This window comes from Pseudomonas sp. Au-Pse12, from assembly GCF_021341665.1.
Taxonomy (GTDB): Bacteria; Pseudomonadota; Gammaproteobacteria; order Pseudomonadales; family Pseudomonadaceae; genus Aquipseudomonas.
This window is the reverse complement of record NZ_JAJTTH010000005.1, coordinates 373,201-392,210: the sequence shown is the minus strand read 5'-3', so window position 1 is coordinate 392,210 and position 19,010 is coordinate 373,201. Positions and strand designations below refer to the sequence as shown.

Genomic DNA, 19,010 nt, shown 5'->3' with positions numbered 1-19,010 from the left:
GCTTCCGGTTTTTTTATGCCCGCAATCCCGCTCCTATGAGGACGGGACGCCGTTCAGAAATCCGGCGACCTTGAGCGCCGCAGACTCCAGGTGCTGCTCATGGGTGAAACCCGAGGCCTTCAGGGGCTTGAGATCGTGATCGGCGGCCGCCAGCCAATACAGCTCGATACTCGGTGCCAGTGAGTAGGCCTCGACTGCCTGGCGATTGCCCAGGGCGTCACGCTCGCCCTGCACGATCAGGCTCGGCGTCGCCAGTTCGGCCAGGTGCGCCACTCGCGGTTTCTCCGGCTTGCCGGCCGCATAGAAGGGATACCCCAGGCACACCAGGGCATCGGCCGCCAACTCATCGACCAGCAAGCTGGCCATGCGCCCGCCCATGGACTTGCCACCCACTGCCAGGACCCCAGTGACATAAGGTCGCACCCGCGCATGCACCTCGCGCCAGCACTCCAGGAGTTTCGCCGCCGGGTTGGGCGGCCGCTTGCCGCCGTCCAGGCGCCGCTGGGCCATGTAGGGAAACTCGAAGCGCAAGACGTTCACCCCATGCCTGGCAAGGCGTACAGCGATGTCGTTCATGAACCCGCTGTCCATCGGCGCGCCGGCACCGTGGGCCAGAATCAGCGTCGGTGCCTGCAACGGGTCGGCAACAGCGGCGACCTCCCATAACCAGCCCCGTTCCTGCACGCACTGCGCCCATTGATCCCCGTCAATACTGGCCTTGTGCTCATTGCTCATGCTTGCCTCGCTTTTAGTCTGCCTATAACTCCAGACGAAGTGAGCGCGCCTTGCCGTGCGCAGTCGCTTTCACTTCAGCTGAACCGTGGATGGGGAACCATGAACACTTCTATCAGTACCGCCTACAACTACAAGGTGGTCCGCCAATTCGCCATTATGACGGTGGTGTGGGGCATCGTCGGCATGGGGCTCGGGGTTTTTCTCGCTGCCCAGTTGGTCTGGCCCGAACTCAACTTCGACTTACCGTGGACCAGCTTCGGCCGTCTACGTCCATTGCACACCAACGCCGTGATCTTCGCCTTTGGCGGCTGCGCGCTGTTTGCCAGCTCGTTCTACTCGGTGCAACGCACCTGTCAGACCCAGTTGTTCGCGCCGAAAATCGCCGCGTTCTGCTTCTGGGGCTGGCAGTTGGTGATCCTCCTGGCGGCTATCAGCCTGCCACTGGGCTACACCAGCTCCAAGGAGTACGCCGAACTGGAATGGCCGATCGACATTCTGATCACCATTGTCTGGGTGGCCTACGCCATCGTGTTCTTCGGCACCCTGGTGAAGCGCAAGACCAAACACATTTATGTGGGTAACTGGTTCTTCGGCGCTTTCATCATCACCGTGGCCATCCTGCACATCGTCAACAACCTGGAGCTGCCGGTCAGCTTCACCAAGTCCTACTCGGTGTATGCCGGTGCGACCGACGCGATGGTGCAATGGTGGTACGGCCACAACGCCGTGGGCTTCTTCCTGACCGCGGGCTTCCTGGGGATGATGTACTACTTCGTACCCAAGCAGGCCGAGCGTCCGGTGTACTCCTATCGCTTGTCCATCGTGCACTTCTGGGCACTGATCACCCTGTACATCTGGGCCGGCCCGCACCACCTGCACTACACCGCGCTGCCGGACTGGGCACAGTCGCTGGGCATGGTGATGTCGCTGGTACTGCTGGCGCCAAGCTGGGGCGGCATGATCAACGGCATGATGACCCTGTCGGGCGCCTGGCATAAGCTGCGCAGCGACCCGATCCTGCGGTTCCTGGTGGTGTCCCTGGCGTTCTACGGCATGTCGACCTTCGAAGGTCCGATGATGGCGATCAAGACCGTCAACGCCCTCTCGCACTACACCGACTGGACCATCGGCCACGTACACGCCGGCGCTCTGGGCTGGGTAGCGATGATCTCCATCGGCGCGCTGTACCACCTGATCCCGAAAGTCTTCGGCCGCGAGCAGATGTACAGCGTCGGCCTGATCAACACCCACTTCTGGCTCGCCACCATCGGCACCGTGCTCTACATCGCGTCGATGTGGGTCAACGGCATCGCCCAGGGCCTGATGTGGCGTGCGGTCAACGAAGACGGCACCCTCACCTACTCCTTCGTCGAAACCCTGGTGGCCAGCCACCCAGGCTTCATCGTGCGACTGGTTGGTGGTGCGATCTTCCTCAGCGGCATGTTCCTGATGGCTTACAACACCTGGCGCACCGTACGTGCCGCCGTGCCAGCCGATGTCAACGCCGCTGCGCAGATGGCCTGAGGAGTTCGCAATGAAACACGAAACGATTGAAAAAAACGTCGGCCTGCTGATGCTGCTGATGGTCTTCGCGGTGAGCATCGGCGGTCTGACCCAGATCGTCCCGCTGTTCTTCCAGGACGTCACCAACAAGCCGGTGGAAGGCATGAAGCCCTACACCGCGCTGCAACTGGAAGGCCGCGACATCTACATCCGCGAAGGCTGCGTACAGTGCCACTCGCAGATGATCCGTCCGTTCCGCGCTGAAACCGAACGCTATGGCCACTACTCGGTAGCCGGTGAGAGCGTCTGGGACCACCCGTTCCTGTGGGGTTCCAAGCGTACCGGTCCGGACCTGGCCCGGGTTGGCGGTCGTTATTCGGATGACTGGCACCGCGCGCACTTGTACAACCCGCGCAACGTCGTGCCTGAGTCGAAGATGCCGGCCTACCCATGGCTGGTGACCGCGCCGGTAGACAGCAGCCACACCGAAACCAAGCTCAAGGTCATGCGCACCCTCGGCGTGCCGTACACCGACGAAGACATCGCCGGCGCCACTGCCACGCTCAAGGGCAAGACCGAGATGGACGCCCTGGTGTCCTACCTGCAAGTGCTTGGCACTTCGATCAAGAGCAAGAGGTGAGCCATGGGTTTTGAACTCGATAGCGGCATGATCCGCGGCCTCGGGACCCTGGTGGTGATGATCGCCTTCGTCGGCCTGTCGATCTGGGTGTTCAACTCAAAACGCAACCCCGAGTTTGCCCAGGCACGCCTGCTGCCCTTCGCCGATGACCCGATGCCGGGCGCGGCACCGGCCGGCAACACAACTGATGACGCTCAACCTCAAGAGCCTGCAACAAGGAGCATTCGGCCATGACCACCTTCTGGAGTACGTGGATCTGCGTACTGACCATTGGCAGCCTGATCGGCCTGACCTGGCTGCTGGTCGGCACCCGCAAGGGCGAGACCAAGGGCAGTGTCGACCAGACCATGGGCCACGCCTTCGATGGCATCGAGGAGTACGACAACCCCCTGCCGCAATGGTGGTTCCTGCTGTTCGCCGGGACCCTGGTGTTTTCCGTGGGTTACCTGATCCTCTACCCGGGCCTGGGTAACTGGAAAGGCATCCTGCCGGGCTATGAAGACGGTTGGACCCAGACCAAGGAATGGGAAAAGGAAATGGCCAAGGCGGACGTGAAGTTTGGTCCGATCTTCGCCAAATTCGCAGCCATGCCCGTGGAAGAAGTGGCCAAGGACCCGCAAGCGCTGAAGATGGGCGGACGCCTGTTCGCTTCCAACTGCTCGGTCTGCCACGGCTCTGACGCCAAGGGTGCCTTCGGCTTCCCGAACCTGGCGGACGACAACTGGCGCTGGGGCGGCAGTGCCGACACCATCAAGGCCACCATCATGGGCGGCCGCATGGCTGCCATGCCGGCCTGGGGTGAAGTGCTCAAGGAAGCAGGCGTGAAGAACGTGGCGGCTTATGTCCGTCACGAACTGGCCGGCCTGCCTCTGCCTGCCGACAGCGACGCCGACCTGGTGGCCGGACAGCAAGCGTTCAGCACCACCTGCGTAGCCTGTCACGGCGCCAACGGCAAGGGCACCCAGATCATGGGCGCGCCCGACCTGACCCAGCCGGCCGGCTTCATCTACGGCACCAGCCTGGCGCAACTGCAGCAGACCATCCGTCACGGTCGCCAGGGCCACATGCCAGCGCAGAGCGAGCTGCTCGGCAATGACAAGGTGCAACTGCTGGCCGCCTACGTTTACAGCCTGTCCCACAACAGCAACAAGCCTCAAGCTGCAAGCGAGCAGTAAAAGGTCCACGGCAAGCTGCGAGATTTCACTTGCAGCTTGCCGCTTGAAGCTTTCTCCCTGCCTCTTTGCGACCAAGTGTCGCACCCTCTCCTCCCCTTCGTTTGCACTCATCTGATTCAGGACTAAGCTTGCCCCGATGGGGACTGGCAAGGGCTGGTCACAGGCCAACGGTATCCGTGAAGTTCGAAGCTTCTGCTCGATGACAGGCCGCAAAGGCTGGTTTATACCGGCTGTCGACTCGTTTACCGCCTGTCAGCTGATCCGCCAGCTTCCACGCACCCGGTTACAACCAACCTGACACCGCCCGAATCCTGTCCACGGCGACAGCCTGTCCGAGGGCATATTTTTGTCCCTACTCGGCATAGGGAAAGGCCGCAGAATCAGGCATGGAACGCATTGACCCAGGTCATGGCGCGTTGCAATGACCCCCTGCTTTCTCCATACTTGCGGCCGATTTTTATCCCTAATAAAACACCCAAACCGTGGAACCTTAGAATGAGCACAGCAATCAGTCCGACTGCTTATAACTATAAGGTAGTCCGCCAGTTCGCCATCATGACGGTGGTCTGGGGGATCCTTGGCATGGGGCTCGGTGTCTTCATCGCCTCACAACTGGTATGGCCGGAGTTGAATTTCGGTCTGCCGTGGACGACGTTTGGACGCCTGCGCCCGCTGCACACCAACCTGGTGATCTTCGCCTTCGGTGGATGTGCATTGTTTGCCACCTCTTACTATGTCGTGCAGCGAACCTGCCAGACGCGACTGATTTCCGACAGCCTCGCGGCCTTCACCTTCTGGGGTTGGCAAGCGGTGATCGTCGGCGCGATCGTGACCCTGCCACTGGGTTACACCACCACCAAGGAATACGCCGAACTGGAATGGCCCCTGGCTATCCTGCTGGCGATCGTCTGGGTCACCTACGGCCTGGTGTTCTTTGGCACCATCACCAAGCGCAAGACCAAGCACATCTACGTCGGCAACTGGTTCTACGGTGCCTTCATCGTGGTGACCGCGATGCTGCACATCGTCAACCACGCGTCCCTGCCGGTCAGCTTCTTCAAGTCCTACTCGGCCTACGCCGGTGCGACTGACGCGATGATCCAGTGGTGGTACGGCCACAACGCCGTGGGCTTCTTCCTGACCACCGGCTTCCTGGGGATGATGTACTACTTCGTACCCAAGCAGGCCGAGCGTCCGATCTACTCGTATCGCCTGTCCATCGTGCACTTCTGGGCACTGATCACCCTGTACATCTGGGCCGGTCCGCACCACCTGCACTACACCGCGCTGCCGGACTGGGCTCAGTCCCTGGGCATGGCCATGTCGATCATCCTGCTGGCGCCAAGCTGGGGCGGCATGATCAACGGCATGATGACCCTGTCGGGCGCCTGGCATAAATTGCGCACCGACCCGATCCTGCGGTTCCTGGTGGTGTCCCTGGCGTTCTACGGCATGTCGACCTTCGAAGGCCCGATGATGGCCATCAAGACCGTCAACTCGCTGTCGCACTACACCGACTGGACCATCGGCCACGTACACGCCGGCGCTCTGGGCTGGGTAGCGATGATCTCCATCGGCGCGCTGTATCACCTGATCCCGAAAGTCTTCGGTCGTCAGCAGATGCACAGCATCGGCCTGATCAACACCCACTTCTGGCTGGCTACCATCGGTACCGTGCTGTACATCGCCTCGATGTGGGTCAACGGCATTACCCAGGGCCTGATGTGGCGTGCAATCAACGATGACGGCACCCTCACCTACTCCTTCGTCGAAGCGCTGCAAGCCAGCCACCCGGGCTTTATCGTCCGCGCCCTGGGCGGTGCGTTCTTCGCCACCGGCATGCTGATCATGGCGTACAACGTGTTCCGCACCGTTCGCGCCTCGAACCCGGCTGAAGCTGAAGCCGCCGCTCAGATCGCTGTAGTTGGAGCTCACTGATGAAGCACGAAGTAGTCGAGAAGAACATTGGCCTGCTGGCCTTCTTCATGGTCATCGCCGTCAGCATCGGCGGCCTGACCCAGATCGTCCCGCTGTTCTTCCAGGACGTCACCAACAAGCCGGTGGAAGGCATGAAGCCGCGCACCGCGCTGGAACTGGAAGGCCGCGATGTGTACATCGCCAACGGCTGTGTCGGCTGCCACTCGCAGATGATCCGCCCGTTCCGCGCTGAAACCGAACGTTATGGCCACTACTCGGTGGCCGGTGAAAGCGTCTGGGACCACCCGTTCCTGTGGGGTTCCAAGCGTACCGGTCCGGACCTGGCCCGAGTGGGCGGTCGTTACTCCGATGACTGGCAGCGTGCGCACTTGTACAACCCGCGCAACGTGGTCCCCGAGTCGAAGATGCCGGCTTATCCGTTCCTCGTAGAAAACAAGCTCGACGGCAAAGACACCGCGAAGAAAATGGAAGTCTTGCGCACGCTCGGCGTCCCCTACACCGACGAAGACATCGCCGGCGCCAAGGATGCTGTGAAGGGCAAAACCGAAATGGACGCGCTGGTGGCCTATCTGCAAGGCCTGGGCACCATCATCAAAAGCAAACGGTGATCTAGATGGATATCGGGATGATTCGTGGCCTGGGCACCCTTGTTGTGATGGTGGCCTTCATCGGTTTGGCGCTCTGGGTGTTCAGCCCCAAGCGCAAGTCCGAGTTTGAAGACGCAACCTTGCTGCCGTTCGCGGATGATCCCGACGCCATCAAGCACGTCGAGCAAGCTTCTAGGAGTAACAAAGAATGACTACGTTCTGGAGTCTGTACGTCACAGTCCTCAGTCTGGGTACCATCTTCGCCCTGACCTGGCTGCTACTGTCGACCCGCAAGGGCCAGCGCGCCGAGCAGACCGACGAGACGGTCGGCCACTCCTTCGACGGGATCGAGGAGTACGACAACCCGCTGCCGAAATGGTGGTTCATGCTGTTTGTCGGCACCATCGTCTTCGCCCTGGGTTACCTGGTGCTGTACCCGGGCCTGGGCAACTGGAAAGGTGTTCTACCCGGCTACAACTACCTCGATAACGAGAAGCAGACCCCGTTCGCCAACGGCCAGTCCGGCTGGACCGGCGTGCACGAGTGGGAAAAGGAAATGGCCAAGTCGGACGCCAAGTTCGGTCCGATCTTCGCCAAGTACGCTGCCATGCCTATCGAGGAAGTCGCCAAGGACCCGCAAGCCCTGAAAATGGGCGGTCGCCTGTTCGCTTCCAACTGCTCGGTCTGCCACGGTTCCGACGCCAAGGGCGCCTATGGCTTCCCCAACCTGACCGACGCCGACTGGCGCTGGGGCGGCGAGCCGGAAACCATCAAGACCACCATCATGGGCGGTCGCCACGCGGTGATGCCGGCCTGGCTGGACGTGATCAAGGAACAAGGCGTCAGCGACGTTGCCGCTTATGTCCTGACCAACCTCGACGGCCGCAAATTGCCTGAAGGCATCAAGGCCGACCCGGTCAATGGGCAGAAGCTGTTCGCCGCCAACTGCGCGGTCTGCCATGGTCCGGAAGGCAAAGGCACCCCAGCCATGGGCGCGCCCAACCTGACTCACCCGGCAGCCTTCATCTACGGTTCGAGCTTTGCACAACTGCAGCAGACCATTCGTTACGGCCGTCAAGGCGTGATGCCTGCGCAGGAACAACTGCAAGGCAACGACAAGGTTCACCTGCTGGCGGCTTATGTCTACAGCCTGTCCCACGGTGACAAGCAGGCCGACGCCGAGTAAGACCGACGCCTGAAAGCAACACCCGACGGCCCCGCCAATGAGAATTGGCGGGGCCGTTTTGTTTATGCCTTACATCGGTTTGCCCCGGCAGAAGATTGCTCTTGGCGGCAACCAGGTAGTAACGCTCCTATATTGAGTGCTTCAAGCAGGTGCCCACCATGACCATCACCACCCTTTCCAGCCGCGAGTTCAACCAGGACACAAGCGGTGCCAAAAAAGCCGCGCTTACAGGGCCGGTCATCATCACTGAGCGTGGCAAGCCAACCCATGTACTGCTAAGCATTGAGGAGTACCAGAAACTCAGCGGCCTGAACCTGAGCATCGTCGAGATGCTGGCGATGCCGGAAGCCAAAGACATCGAATTCACCACGGAGCGCGCAGTGATCACTCCACGCGAAACAGATCTGTCCTGATGTTCCTGCTCGACACCAACGTCATCTCCGAGCTGCGCAAACCCAAGGCCAATCATGGGGTCAAGACCTGGGCCCACGGCATCGCGCCCACCAGCCTGTTCCTCTCGGCGATCACGGTGCTAGAGCTGGAAACGGGCATTCTGCGGGTGGAGCGGCGCGCCCCGGATCAGGGCACCCTACTGCGCAACTGGCTGGAGCGCCGGGTTCTTCCCGCCTTCGCCGGCCGCATCCTGGCCATCGACAGTGCCGTGGCCTTGCGCTGCGCCCAACTGCATGTCCCGGACCGCAGCAATGAATGCGCTGCACTGATTGCCGCAACCGCCCTGGTCCATGGTTTGACCCTGGTTACCCGCAACGTGAAGGACTTCGAGGCCTGTGGCGTACGCCTGCTCAACCCATGGAAGAATTGAACGGCGCGGAGTACAAATGGGTCCATAATTCACAAGTCAATTGATTCAAGTCATTACACCATCAGTTGATTTCCCCCAACGCGACCAAAGGTCGCACCCTTGCACTAGAGCTACAGGCGTATCATTGCGCCACTGCAACACCCCTTTTGACCGCGGTCGGCACGTACTGACCGAGGCATTTTTCCACTGCCGTGGGATGCAATGATGAGCAACCAGATTCCCGTACAAGACGTTACCCCGCCTGCCAAAAACGCGACCAACAGCGTCGATCTCTACGCCTCCAGGGAAAAAATCTACACCCGCGCCTTCACTGGCCTGTTCCGCAATCTGCGCATGCTCGGCGGCGCTGGATTATTCCTGCTGTACTTCGGCACCGTGTGGCTCAACTGGGGCGGCCACCAGGCTGTCTGGTGGAACCTTCCGGAACGTAAATTCTTCATCTTTGGCGCCACTTTCTGGCCCCAGGATTTCATTCTGCTCTCGGGCCTGTTGATCATTGCCGCGTTCGGCCTGTTCTTCATCACCGTCTATGCGGGACGTATCTGGTGCGGCTACACCTGCCCGCAGAGCGTCTGGACCTGGATCTTCATGTGGTGCGAAAAGGTCACCGAAGGCGACCGCAACCAGCGCATCAAGCTGGACAAAGCGCCCATGAGCACCAACAAGTTCCTGCGCAAGCTCAGCAAGCACAGCCTCTGGCTGCTGATCGGCTTCGTCACCGGCATGACCTTCGTCGGCTACTTCTCGCCGATCCGCGAACTGGTCATCGACTTCTTCACCGGCCAGGCCGATGGCTGGTCGTACTTCTGGGTCGGTTTCTTCACCCTGGCCACCTACGGCAACGCCGGCTGGCTGCGCGAACAAGTGTGCATCTACATGTGCCCCTATGCGCGCTTCCAGAGCGTGATGTTCGACAAAGACACCCTGATCGTCTCCTACGACCCGCGCCGTGGCGAAAGCCGTGGCCCGCGCAAGAAAGGCGCCGACTACAAGGCACAGGGCCTGGGTGACTGCATCGACTGCACCATGTGCGTCCAGGTCTGCCCCACCGGCATCGACATTCGCGACGGCCTGCAGATCGAATGCATTGGCTGCGCGGCCTGTATCGACGCCTGCGACAGCATCATGGACAAGATGGAGTACCCGCGCGGGCTCATCAGCTATACCACCGAGCACAACCTCTCCGGACAGAAGACCCATAAACTGCGTCCGCGCCTGATCGGTTATGCCCTGGTGCTGCTGACCATGATCAGCCTGTTGGTGACCGCATTCCTCCTGCGCCCGCTGGTGGGCTTCGATGTCAGCAAGGACCGGGTGCTGTACCGCGAGAACGCCGAAGGCCGGATCGAGAACGTCTACAGCCTGAAGATCATGAACAAGGACCAGCGCGACCACACCTATGTGCTGGATGCCGCCGGCCTGCCGGACCTGAAGCTGCAAGGCAAGCGCGAGATCCATGTGGTGGCCGGCGATATCGTCAGCATGCCGGTGGAGCTGTCGATTGCTCCAGAACAACTGCCATCGACCACCAACGAGGTGAAGTTCATCCTCAAGGATGCCGACGATGACAGCGTCCACGTTGAAGCCAAGAGCCGGTTCATCGGCCCACAAATTCGTTAAGAGAAGTGACTATGTCCACAGCCACCGCCACAAGCCCCTGGTACAAGCATCTCTGGCCCTGGATCATCATTGGCATCCTCGCCTGCTCGGTGACCCTGACCTTGTCCATGGTGACCATCGCCGTGAACAACCCGGACAACCTGGTCAACGACAACTACTACGAGGCCGGCAAGGGCATCAACCGCTCCCTGGACCGCGAGCTGCTGGCCCAGACCCTGAAGATGCGTGCCAATGTGCACCTCGACGCGCTGACCGGCGAAGTCGAACTGCGCCTGAGCGGTGACAGCCAGCCCAAGACCCTGGAACTGAACCTGATCTCGCCGACCCAGCCGGAAAAGGACCGCAAGATCACCCTGACCCGCAGCGAAACCGAACACGGTCGCTACATCGGCCAACTGACCGACCAGGTCGAAGGGCGGCGCTTCGTCGAGCTGCTCGGCGTTGAAGGTGACAAGACCTGGCGCATGTTCGAAGAAGAACAGGTCAGCCACGACAAGGACCTGCTGCTGGGCGACGAACCGCTGCAGGGCGCGGAAGACCTGAACTGATCAACACCCGCCGTACATCGCCGGCCCGCCGCTCCCCTGCCCCGCAGCGGAGCCGGTGCGCCGGCGATGAGTTTTTCCCCAATCACAAAGACTGCCGATGACCACGCCACTGCCTTGCTACCACTGCGCCCTGCCGGTTCCCTCCGGTAGCCGGTTCACCGCCGTCGTGCTCGGTGAGCCCCGGGAGTTCTGTTGCCCCGGCTGCCAAGCGGTGGCCGAAGCCATAGTCGCCGGCGGCCTGGAACACTATTACAGCCATCGCAGCGAAGCCTCCGCCAACCCCGAAGCCTTGCCCGTGCAACTATTGGACGAGTTGGCCCTGTACGACCGCGCCGACGTCCAGCAGCCCTTCGTCCGCCATGAAGGCGAACTGGCGGAAACCACCCTGCTCATGGAAGGCATCAGTTGCGCCGCCTGCGGCTGGCTGATCGAAAAACACCTGCGCAGCCTACCGGCGGTGGCCGAAGCCCGACTCAACCTGTCCAATCACCGACTGCACGTGCGCTGGGCCGACAGCCAGTTGCCCCTGAGCCAGGTCCTCGGCGAGCTGCGCCACATCGGCTACGCGGCCCACCCATACCAGCCGGACCGCGCCTCGGAGCAACTGGCCAGCGAAAACCGCCTGGCACTGCGCCAGCTGGGGGTCGCCGGGCTGCTGTGGTTCCAGGCGATGATGGCGACCATGGCCACCTGGCCGGAATTCAACATCGACCTGAGCCCCGAGCTGCATACGATCCTGCGCTGGGTTGCACTGTTTCTGACCACGCCCATCGTCTTCTATAGCTGCGCGCCGTTCTTCAAGGGCGCCATGCGTGACCTGCGCACCCGCCACCTGACCATGGACGTGTCGGTCTCGCTGGCTATCGGCGGGGCCTACCTGGCGGGTATCTGGACCTCCATCAGCGGCGTCGGCGAGTTGTACTTCGACGCCGTGGGCATGTTTGCCCTGTTCCTCCTCGCCGGGCGCTACCTCGAGCGGCGGGCGCGGGAACGTACCGCGGCGGCCACCGCCCAGTTGGTCAACCTGCTGCCCGCCTCCTGCCTGCGCCTGGATGAAGACGGGCAGAGCGAGCGCATCCTGCTGACCGAGCTGCGCCTGGGCGACCGGGTGTTGGTGCATCCTGGCGCGGTGCTGCCGGCGGACGGCAAGATCCTCGACGGCCAGTCGAGCATCGATGAGTCCCTGCTCACCGGCGAGTACCTGCCGCAGCCTCGCGGCCTCGGCGACCAGGTCACTGCCGGCACCCTGAACGTCGAAGGCGCGTTGACCGTGCAAGTCCAGGCCCTGGGCCAGGACACCCGGCTGTCCGCCATCGTCCGCCTGCTGGACCGCGCCCAGGCGGAAAAACCCCGGCTGGCGGAAGTCGCCGACCGCGCCGCCCAGTGGTTCCTGCTGTTCTCGTTGATCGCAGCCGCCGCCATTGGCCTGCTGTGGTGGCAGCTGGACGCCTCGCGCGCCTTCTGGATCGTCCTGGCGATGCTGGTGGCGACCTGCCCTTGCGCACTGTCCCTGGCAACACCCACTGCGCTCACGGCCGCCACCGGCACCTTGCACAAACTCGGCCTGCTGCTAACCCGCGGTCACGTGCTGGAAGGCCTGAACCAGATCGACACCGTGATTTTCGACAAGACCGGCACCCTCACCGAAGGGCGCCTGGCACTGCGTTCCATAAGGCCACTGGGGGCCCTGTCCAGCAACGACTGCCTGAGCCTCGCCGCCGCCCTGGAAAACCGTTCCGAGCACCCGATTGCCCGAGCCTTCGGCCGCGCCCCGGTGGCCGCCGAGGACGTCACCAGCAGCCCGGGCCTGGGCCTGGAAGGCCGAGTCGGCAGCCAGCGCCTGCGCATCGGCCAGCCAGCGTTCGTCTGCGAGCTCAGCGGCTGCGCGGTGCCGAGCATGCCCGAAGAAGCCGGCCAGTGGCTGTTGCTGGGAGACAACCAGGGGGCCCTCGCCTGGCTGGTACTCGACGACCGCCTGCGCAGCGATGCTCCGGCCCTGCTGGCGGCCTGCAAGGCTCGTGGCTGGCACACCCTGCTGCTGTCCGGGGACAGCTCGCCGATGGTCGCCAGTGTCGCCGCCGAGCTGCAGATCGACGAGGCCCGTGGCGGCCTGCGCCCGGATGACAAGCTGCAGGTGCTGCAACAGCTGCATCAGCAGGGGCGCAAGGTGCTGATGCTCGGCGACGGGGTCAACGACGTGCCGGTGCTGGCCGCCGCCGACATCAGTGTCGCCATGGGCTCGGCCACCGACCTGGCCAAGACCAGCGCCGACGCGGTGCTCCTGTCCAATCGCCTGGATGCCCTGGTGCAAGCCTTCAGCCTGGCCCGACGCACGCGCCGGGTGATCATCGAGAACCTGCTCTGGGCAGGCCTGTACAATGGCCTGATGCTGCCGTTCGCCGCCCTCGGCTGGATCACCCCCGTGTGGGCAGCGGTCGGCATGTCCATCAGTTCCCTGACCGTGGTGCTCAATGCCCTGCGCCTGACCCGCATGCCGCGGCTGGCCGACAGCGCCGATACCCCCGCAACCCGCCCGCTGCCGGCCTGAGCCGCCGGGCCTGGAGACCAGATGCCTGCTCTTTACGTGATGATCCCCGCGGCCCTGCTGATCGTGGCCGTCGCCATCTATATCTTCTTCTGGGCCGTGGACAGCGGCCAGTACGACGATCTCGACGGCCCGGCCCACAGCATCCTGTTCGATGACCAGGACCCGAGCCACACCGCCGCGGTGGATGAGGCCAAGGGGCAACCGGCAAGCGAAGCCGACCCGGCCAGGAAATCGGAACCGCCCCATGCTTGAACTGGCCCCCCTGCTGGTCTCGGCACTGATTCTCGGCCTGCTGGGCGGCGGCCACTGCCTGGGCATGTGCGGCGGACTGATGGGCGCCCTGACCCTGGCCATTCCCCAGGAACAACGCAGCCGACGCCTGCGCTTGCTGCTGGCCTACAACCTCGGACGCATCCTCAGCTATGCCTTGGCCGGCCTGCTGCTGGGCCTGGCCGGCTGGGCGGTGGCCAACAGCCCGGCAGCGCTGTTCATGCGCATACTGGCCGGGCTGCTGCTGATTGCCATGGGCCTGTACCTGGCCGGGTGGTGGAGCGGCCTGACCCGCATCGAAGGGCTCGGCAAGGGGCTGTGGCGGCATATCCAGCCGGTGGCCAGCCGCCTGCTGCCGGTCTCCAGCCTGCCCCGCGCATTGCTCCTGGGCGCGCTCTGGGGCTGGCTGCCCTGCGGCCTGGTGTACAGCACCCTGCTGTGGTCCGCGAGCCAGGGCAGTGCCCTGGATAGCGCATTGTTGATGCTCGCCTTCGGCCTGGGGACCTGGCCCGTGCTGCTGGCCACCGGGCTGGCGGCGGAACGGATCACCGCCCTGCTGCGCCGACGCAGCGTACGCATGGCCGGCGGCGTGCTGGTGATGCTCTTTGGCATCTGGACCCTGCCCGGTCCTCATCAGCACTGGCTGATGGGCCACTGACCCTGGGGCCGAGCCCGGCAACCGGGCCCGTACGCCCCGTCGGCACTACCCCAGCAGCTCCCGAACACCCTTGATACAAGTCAAGATGGCCCTAGCCCGAACCTCCTAGACTCGCGAACACTGCCAGCCTATCCGGGGGAATTCCCGCATGCTCGACGCCATTCGTTGGGACACAGATCTGATCCGCCGCTATGACCTGGCGGGACCACGCTACACCTCGTACCCGACCGCCGTGCAATTCAACAGCCAGGTCGGCGCTTTCGATCTGCTGCACGCCCTGCGCGACAGCCGCAAGGCCCAGCGCCCACTGTCGCTGTACGTGCACATCCCGTTCTGCGCCAACATTTGCTACTACTGCGCGTGCAACAAGGTCATCACCAAGGATCGCAGCCGCGCCCTGCCCTACCTGCAGCGCCTGGAACAGGAGATGCAACTGATCGCCTGCCACCTGGCACCCAACCAGCGGGTCGAACAGCTGCACTTCGGCGGTGGCACCCCGACCTTTCTCAACCACGATGAGCTGCGCCAGCTGATGGCCCTGTTGCGCAAGCATTTCAACCTGCTGGACGACGACTCCGGCGACTACGGCATCGAGATCGATCCCCGGGAAGCCGACTGGTCGACCATGGGCCTGCTGCGGGAGCTGGGCTTCAACCGGGTCAGCATCGGCCTGCAGGACCTGGACCCGGCGGTGCAGCGCGCGGTCAATCGCCTGCAGAGCCTGGATGAAACCCGGGCAGTGATCGAGGCGGCCCGCACCCTGCAGTTCCGCTCGATCAACATCGACCTGATCTACGGCCTGCCCAAGCAGACCCCGGAAAACTTCGCCCGGACCGTGGAAGAAGTCATCAGCCTGCAACCGGACCGGCTCTCGGTGTTCAATTACGCCCACCTGCCCGAACGCTTCATGCCACAACGGCGGATCAACAGCAGCGAATTGCCGGCTCCAGCGGAAAAACTGCAGATGCTGCAACGCACCATCGAACAGCTGACGGCTGCCGGCTACCGCTACATCGGCATGGATCATTTCGCCCTGCCCGATGATGAACTGGCCATTGCCCAGGAAGAATCAACTCTGCAACGCAACTTCCAGGGCTATACCACCCATGGTCATTGCGACCTTATCGGCCTGGGTGTTTCCGCCATCAGCCAGATCGGCGACCTCTACTGCCAGAACAGCAGCGATCTGACGCACTATCAGAATGCTCTAGCGGGTGCGCAACTGGCCACTAGTCGCGGCCTGGTATGCAATGCCGACGACCGTCTGCGTCGTGAAGTTATTCAACAACTGATCTGCAACTTTAGTCTTAAGTTCGAAGAGATCGAACAGGCTTTCAACATCGACTTTCGCGGTTACTTCAATGAACTATGGCCAGAACTGGAGGAGATGGCCGACGACGGCCTGATTGAACTCAGCGGCGAAGCCATTACCGTGTTGCCTGCCGGTCGCCTGCTGGTGCGCTCGGTGTGCATGGTTTTCGACGCTTACCTGGGGCAGCAGAACCGCCAGCGCTTCTCCCGGGTGATCTAGGACTTCATGATCAACGAGGCCGCCTTCAAGATCTGCTCAGGGCTCAAGCCCGCTTCTTTCATCGCCTTGGCCAGGGAGGCATTGGCGGCCAGCAAACCGCCGTTGAGCGTTGCCAGTGCAGATTGCAGGCTGCCCATCCGGACCTTGGTCTCTTCAGGGCTCAGGTGCTTGTCGGCCATCAGCGCCTGCAGTTGGGCGAGGGCCTCTGCAATCTGTTGTTGCAATTTCCTGATCATCTTGAGGAGCTGCTGGATGTTTTCTGGCAGGCCGCTTTCCTCGATATCACGGTCACGCCCTTTGGCGGCGGCAGATTGACTCAGGCCGGCGCCCGACAGCGACACTTTGACGCCCTCCCCGAGCAGCGGCCCTGCAACTAACGGAGAAACCCTTAGTTCATCGTCAGCGGCGCTTTTCGAGGAATCATGAAGTGGCTGCAAGTTATTGCTGCCATTAGTAATAGTGCCAACGGACGACATAATTGCAGCCCTCTAAGTTACTTTCGTTAACAGGTTATCGAGCCATAAAAGGATAGCTTTACGACTAACAATCAATACGGCACGGACTGGCCGGAACCTCCTCCCGTGAGTTACCCTTACGGCTTATGTGTGTTTTCCCACAAGGATTCTAGAATGTCCGAGCCAGTTAAACTGCGCGCTCACAACCAGGCCCATTGCAAGGATTGCAGCCTGGCACCCCTCTGCCTGCCACTTTCTCTGAACTTGGAAGACATGGACGCGCTGGACGAAATCGTCAAACGTGGCCGCCCATTGAAAAAAGGCGAATTCCTGTTCCGTCAGGGTGACGGCTTCGACTCGGTGTACGCCGTGCGTTCGGGTGCCTTGAAAACCTTCAGCCTGAGCGACAGCGGCGAAGAGCAGATCACCGGCTTCCACCTCCCCAGCGAACTGGTAGGCCTGTCCGGCATGGACACCGAAAGCCACCCGGTTTCAGCCCAGGCGCTGGAAACCACCTCGGTGTGTGAAATCCCCTTCGAACGCCTCGACGAACTGGCGCTGCAGTTGCCACAACTGCGTCGCCAACTGATGCGAGTCATGAGCCGGGAAATCCGCGATGACCAGCAAATGATGCTATTGCTGTCGAAAAAGACTGCCGACGAGCGCATCGCCACCTTCCTGGTCAACCTGTCCGCACGCTTCCGCGCCCGTGGCTTCTCGGCCAACCAGTTCCGCCTGAGCATGTCGCGCAACGAAATCGGCAACTACCTGGGCCTGGCGGTGGAAACCGTGTCCCGGGTGTTCACCCGTTTCCAGCAGAACGAACTGATTGCCGCCGAAGGCAAGGAAGTGCACATCCTCGATCCGATCCAGCTCTGCGCCCTCGCCGGCGGCTCGGTAGAAGGCTGATCCACAGCACGTGCGGCTGAGCCAAGCGGCTCGGTCGCGGGTATACTGGCGCGGCCTATTTGCCCGCCAGGACACCTGAAGATGGCCTTCGATTCCTTCGACATCAAATCCCTGATCCGCCCCGTGGTCGACTTCCCGAAACCGGGCGTGATCTTCCGCGACATCACCCCTCTGTTCCAGTCTCCCCGGGCCCTGCGCCTGGTGGCCGACAGCTTCGCCCAGCGTTATGTCGAAGAAGACTTCAGCCACATCGGCGCCATGGATGCCCGCGGTTTCCTGATCGGCTCGATCATTGCCTACCAACTGAACAAGCCACTGATCCTGTTCCGCAAACAGGGCAAGCTGCCGGCCGATGTGCTCGCCGAGGGCTACCAGACCGAATACGGCGAGGCCTTCCTCGAGGTCCATGCCGACAGCCTGTGCGAAGGCGACTCGGTGCTGATGTTCGATGACCTGATCGCCACCGGTGGCACCCTGATCGCTGCCGCCAACCTGGTACGGCGCATGGGGGCGAAGATCTATGAAGCCGCGGCAATCATCGACCTACCGGAACTGGGCGGCTCGCAGAAACTGCAAGACATGGGGATTCCCACCTTTTGCCTGACCCAGTTTTCCCTGACCGAGCGCTAACCTTCCCCGGGGTATCGGCTGCTACAACCCCATCTGCTTGCTGATGATTTCGTTCATCACCTCGCGAGTGCCGCCGCCGATCGAGAGAATGCGATTGTCGCGGTACAGACGCTCCACCAGGCTCTCGCGCATGTAGCCCATGCCACCGAGTATCTGCACCGCATCGTTGGTAATACGGTCGGCGGTATCGGTGGCAAAATTCTTGGCCATGGAAATCTCCTTGATCACGCTCTTGCCGGCAGCCATCTTCGCCGCCTGGCGATAGGTGAACTCCCGCGAGACCTCCAGGGCCGTAGCCATCTCCGCCAGGCGATGCTTGAGCACCTGGAACTTGGCGATGGGCTTGCCGAACGCCTCCCGCTCGCGAGCCCACTTCAGGCTTTCCTCCAGGGCCAGCTGTGAGGTCATGTTGGCCATCAGGGCCAGGGCCAGGCGCTCGCTCTGGAAGTTGCCCATGATGCAGGCAAACCCCATGTTCTCGGCGCCAATCAGGTTGCCCACCGGCACCCGGCAATCGTCGAAGAACAACTCGGCGGTGTCCGAGGCCCACCAGCCCATCTTCTTCAGCTGCCGGCCCACGGTGAAGCCCGGCGTGCCCTTTTCGATCAACAGCAGGCTGATGCCACCGTAGCCGGGGTCGCCGGTGCGCACCGCAACGGTGTAGAAATCGGCACGCACGCCGCTGGTGATAAAGGTCTTGCTGCCACTGACCCGGCAATGATCGCCATCGCGCACGGCGCGGGTCTGCAGGTTGGCCACATCCGAGCCGCCGCTGGGTTCGGTGACCGCCAGGGCACTGATCTTTTCCCCGGACAACACCTGCGGCACAACCCGCTCACGCACTTCGTGGCGAGCCCATTTGACGATGGGCGGCAAGCCGATATCCAGGGACCCGAGCCCCGCCACCAGGCCGCCGGAGCCGCTGCGCATCAGTTCTTCACTGGCGGCGATCTTGGCGAACAGGTCACCTTCATGACTGCCACCCAAGGCCTCGGGGTAGCCGATACCGAGAAGCCCGGCGGCCCCGGCCTTGAGATACAGCTCGCGGGGGAAACTGCCAGCCTCCTCCCATTCATCGATCTGGGGAAGAATTTCACGTTCGACGAAACGTCGCACGCTGTCGCGAACCAACTGGTGGCTGGGATCGAAGTATTCCTGGCAGGCAGACATCGGCAAGCTCCTCTGAAGGGTCGAGGAAACTTACCAAGCGCTTGCTTGGTTTTCAAGGAGATGTGTGGCGTATCCTTCGCCGGC

General features: G+C 62.3%; 21 protein-coding genes. 18 read left to right on the top strand and 3 right to left on the bottom strand.

From position 1 onward, the window contains the following. Window positions 1-33: 33 nt before the first annotated feature. Complete coding sequence (locus LXM55_RS16770) at window positions 34-735, bottom strand: alpha/beta family hydrolase (RefSeq protein WP_233321393.1); 702 nt, start codon at window positions 733-735, stop codon at window positions 34-36. A gap of 99 nt (window positions 736-834) precedes the next feature. Between LXM55_RS16770 and ccoN (LXM55_RS16765) the strand changes: the two genes are divergently transcribed. The 16 genes from ccoN (LXM55_RS16765) (at window position 835) to hemN (ending at window position 15,762) form a co-directional block, all read left to right on the top strand. Next, a complete protein-coding gene (gene ccoN / locus LXM55_RS16765; protein ID WP_233321392.1) occupies window positions 835-2,259 on the top strand; it encodes a cytochrome-c oxidase, cbb3-type subunit I in 1,425 nt (474 codons plus the stop codon). A 10-nt stretch (window positions 2,260-2,269) separates the two neighbouring features. Then, a complete protein-coding gene (gene ccoO, locus LXM55_RS16760) occupies window positions 2,270-2,878 on the top strand; it encodes a cytochrome-c oxidase, cbb3-type subunit II (RefSeq protein ID WP_011060244.1) in 609 nt (202 codons plus the stop codon). 3 nt (window positions 2,879-2,881) lie between these two features. Beyond that, window positions 2,882-3,112, top strand: a complete 231-nt coding sequence (locus tag LXM55_RS16755) for a cbb3-type cytochrome oxidase subunit 3 (RefSeq protein WP_016967269.1) — start codon at window positions 2,882-2,884, stop codon at window positions 3,110-3,112. Beyond that, window positions 3,109-4,053, top strand: coding sequence for a cytochrome-c oxidase, cbb3-type subunit III (gene ccoP / locus LXM55_RS16750; protein ID WP_233321391.1), 945 nt, complete (start codon window positions 3,109-3,111; stop codon window positions 4,051-4,053). Before LXM55_RS16755 ends, ccoP (LXM55_RS16750) begins: the two co-directional genes overlap by 4 nt. Window positions 4,054-4,548: 495 nt before the next feature. Next, window positions 4,549-5,991: a cytochrome-c oxidase, cbb3-type subunit I gene (gene ccoN / locus LXM55_RS16745; protein WP_011060241.1), complete on the top strand. Its 1,443-nt coding sequence runs from the start codon at window positions 4,549-4,551 to the stop codon at window positions 5,989-5,991. After that, window positions 5,991-6,599: a cytochrome-c oxidase, cbb3-type subunit II gene (ccoO, locus tag LXM55_RS16740; RefSeq protein ID WP_011060240.1), complete on the top strand. Its 609-nt coding sequence runs from the start codon at window positions 5,991-5,993 to the stop codon at window positions 6,597-6,599. The genes ccoN (LXM55_RS16745) and ccoO (LXM55_RS16740) overlap by 1 nt, the downstream gene beginning before the upstream one ends. 5 nt (window positions 6,600-6,604) lie before the next feature. Beyond that, window positions 6,605-6,790 (top strand): CcoQ/FixQ family Cbb3-type cytochrome c oxidase assembly chaperone, encoded by a 186-nt coding sequence (locus LXM55_RS16735; protein ID WP_011060239.1) that lies wholly within the window; start codon window positions 6,605-6,607, stop codon window positions 6,788-6,790. After that, window positions 6,787-7,764, top strand: a complete 978-nt coding sequence (gene ccoP / locus LXM55_RS16730; protein WP_047284937.1) for a cytochrome-c oxidase, cbb3-type subunit III — start codon at window positions 6,787-6,789, stop codon at window positions 7,762-7,764. The genes LXM55_RS16735 and ccoP (LXM55_RS16730) overlap by 4 nt, the downstream gene beginning before the upstream one ends. 158 nt (window positions 7,765-7,922) lie before the next feature. Continuing rightward, complete coding sequence (locus LXM55_RS16725) at window positions 7,923-8,177, top strand: type II toxin-antitoxin system Phd/YefM family antitoxin (RefSeq protein ID WP_233321390.1); 255 nt, start codon at window positions 7,923-7,925, stop codon at window positions 8,175-8,177. After that, window positions 8,177-8,587 (top strand): type II toxin-antitoxin system VapC family toxin, encoded by a 411-nt coding sequence (locus tag LXM55_RS16720; protein WP_233321389.1) that lies wholly within the window; start codon window positions 8,177-8,179, stop codon window positions 8,585-8,587. Before LXM55_RS16725 ends, LXM55_RS16720 begins: the two co-directional genes overlap by 1 nt. 204 nt (window positions 8,588-8,791) lie before the next feature. Then, complete coding sequence (gene ccoG, locus LXM55_RS16715) at window positions 8,792-10,207, top strand: cytochrome c oxidase accessory protein CcoG (protein WP_233321388.1); 1,416 nt, start codon at window positions 8,792-8,794, stop codon at window positions 10,205-10,207. An 11-nt stretch (window positions 10,208-10,218) separates the two neighbouring features. Beyond that, entirely contained in the window at window positions 10,219-10,755 is a 537-nt protein-coding gene (locus LXM55_RS16710; protein WP_233321387.1) for a FixH family protein, read from the top strand. A gap of 97 nt (window positions 10,756-10,852) precedes the next feature. Beyond that, the gene (locus LXM55_RS16705; RefSeq protein WP_233321386.1) at window positions 10,853-13,303 is read left to right on the top strand and encodes a heavy metal translocating P-type ATPase; all 2,451 of its coding nucleotides are present in this window, start codon (window positions 10,853-10,855) and stop codon (window positions 13,301-13,303) included. A gap of 21 nt (window positions 13,304-13,324) precedes the next feature. After that, window positions 13,325-13,555 (top strand): cbb3-type cytochrome oxidase assembly protein CcoS, encoded by a 231-nt coding sequence (ccoS, locus tag LXM55_RS16700; protein WP_233321385.1) that lies wholly within the window; start codon window positions 13,325-13,327, stop codon window positions 13,553-13,555. Further along, complete coding sequence (locus LXM55_RS16695; protein ID WP_233321384.1) at window positions 13,548-14,231, top strand: sulfite exporter TauE/SafE family protein; 684 nt, start codon at window positions 13,548-13,550, stop codon at window positions 14,229-14,231. The genes ccoS and LXM55_RS16695 overlap by 8 nt, the downstream gene beginning before the upstream one ends. Window positions 14,232-14,379: 148 nt before the next feature. Next, complete coding sequence (gene hemN / locus LXM55_RS16690) at window positions 14,380-15,762, top strand: oxygen-independent coproporphyrinogen III oxidase (RefSeq protein WP_233321383.1); 1,383 nt, start codon at window positions 14,380-14,382, stop codon at window positions 15,760-15,762. Here the strand turns inward: hemN and LXM55_RS16685 are convergent. Further along, on the bottom strand, window positions 15,759-16,238 hold the full coding sequence (locus LXM55_RS16685) for a hypothetical protein (RefSeq protein WP_233321382.1): 480 nt from the start codon (window positions 16,236-16,238) through the stop codon (window positions 15,759-15,761). The genes hemN and LXM55_RS16685 overlap by 4 nt on opposite strands. Before the next feature lie 153 nt (window positions 16,239-16,391). Between LXM55_RS16685 and fnrA the strand changes: the two genes are divergently transcribed. Beyond that, complete coding sequence (fnrA, locus tag LXM55_RS16680) at window positions 16,392-17,126, top strand: Crp/Fnr family transcriptional regulator FnrA (protein WP_011060230.1); 735 nt, start codon at window positions 16,392-16,394, stop codon at window positions 17,124-17,126. Window positions 17,127-17,207: 81 nt separating this feature from the next. Beyond that, window positions 17,208-17,756 (top strand): adenine phosphoribosyltransferase, encoded by a 549-nt coding sequence (locus LXM55_RS16675; RefSeq protein ID WP_233321381.1) that lies wholly within the window; start codon window positions 17,208-17,210, stop codon window positions 17,754-17,756. 21 nt (window positions 17,757-17,777) lie between these two features. Here the strand turns inward: LXM55_RS16675 and LXM55_RS16670 are convergent, their stop codons facing one another. Continuing rightward, window positions 17,778-18,926 (bottom strand): acyl-CoA dehydrogenase family protein, encoded by a 1,149-nt coding sequence (locus LXM55_RS16670; RefSeq protein ID WP_233321380.1) that lies wholly within the window; start codon window positions 18,924-18,926, stop codon window positions 17,778-17,780. Between the last annotated feature and the right edge of the window lie 84 nt (window positions 18,927-19,010).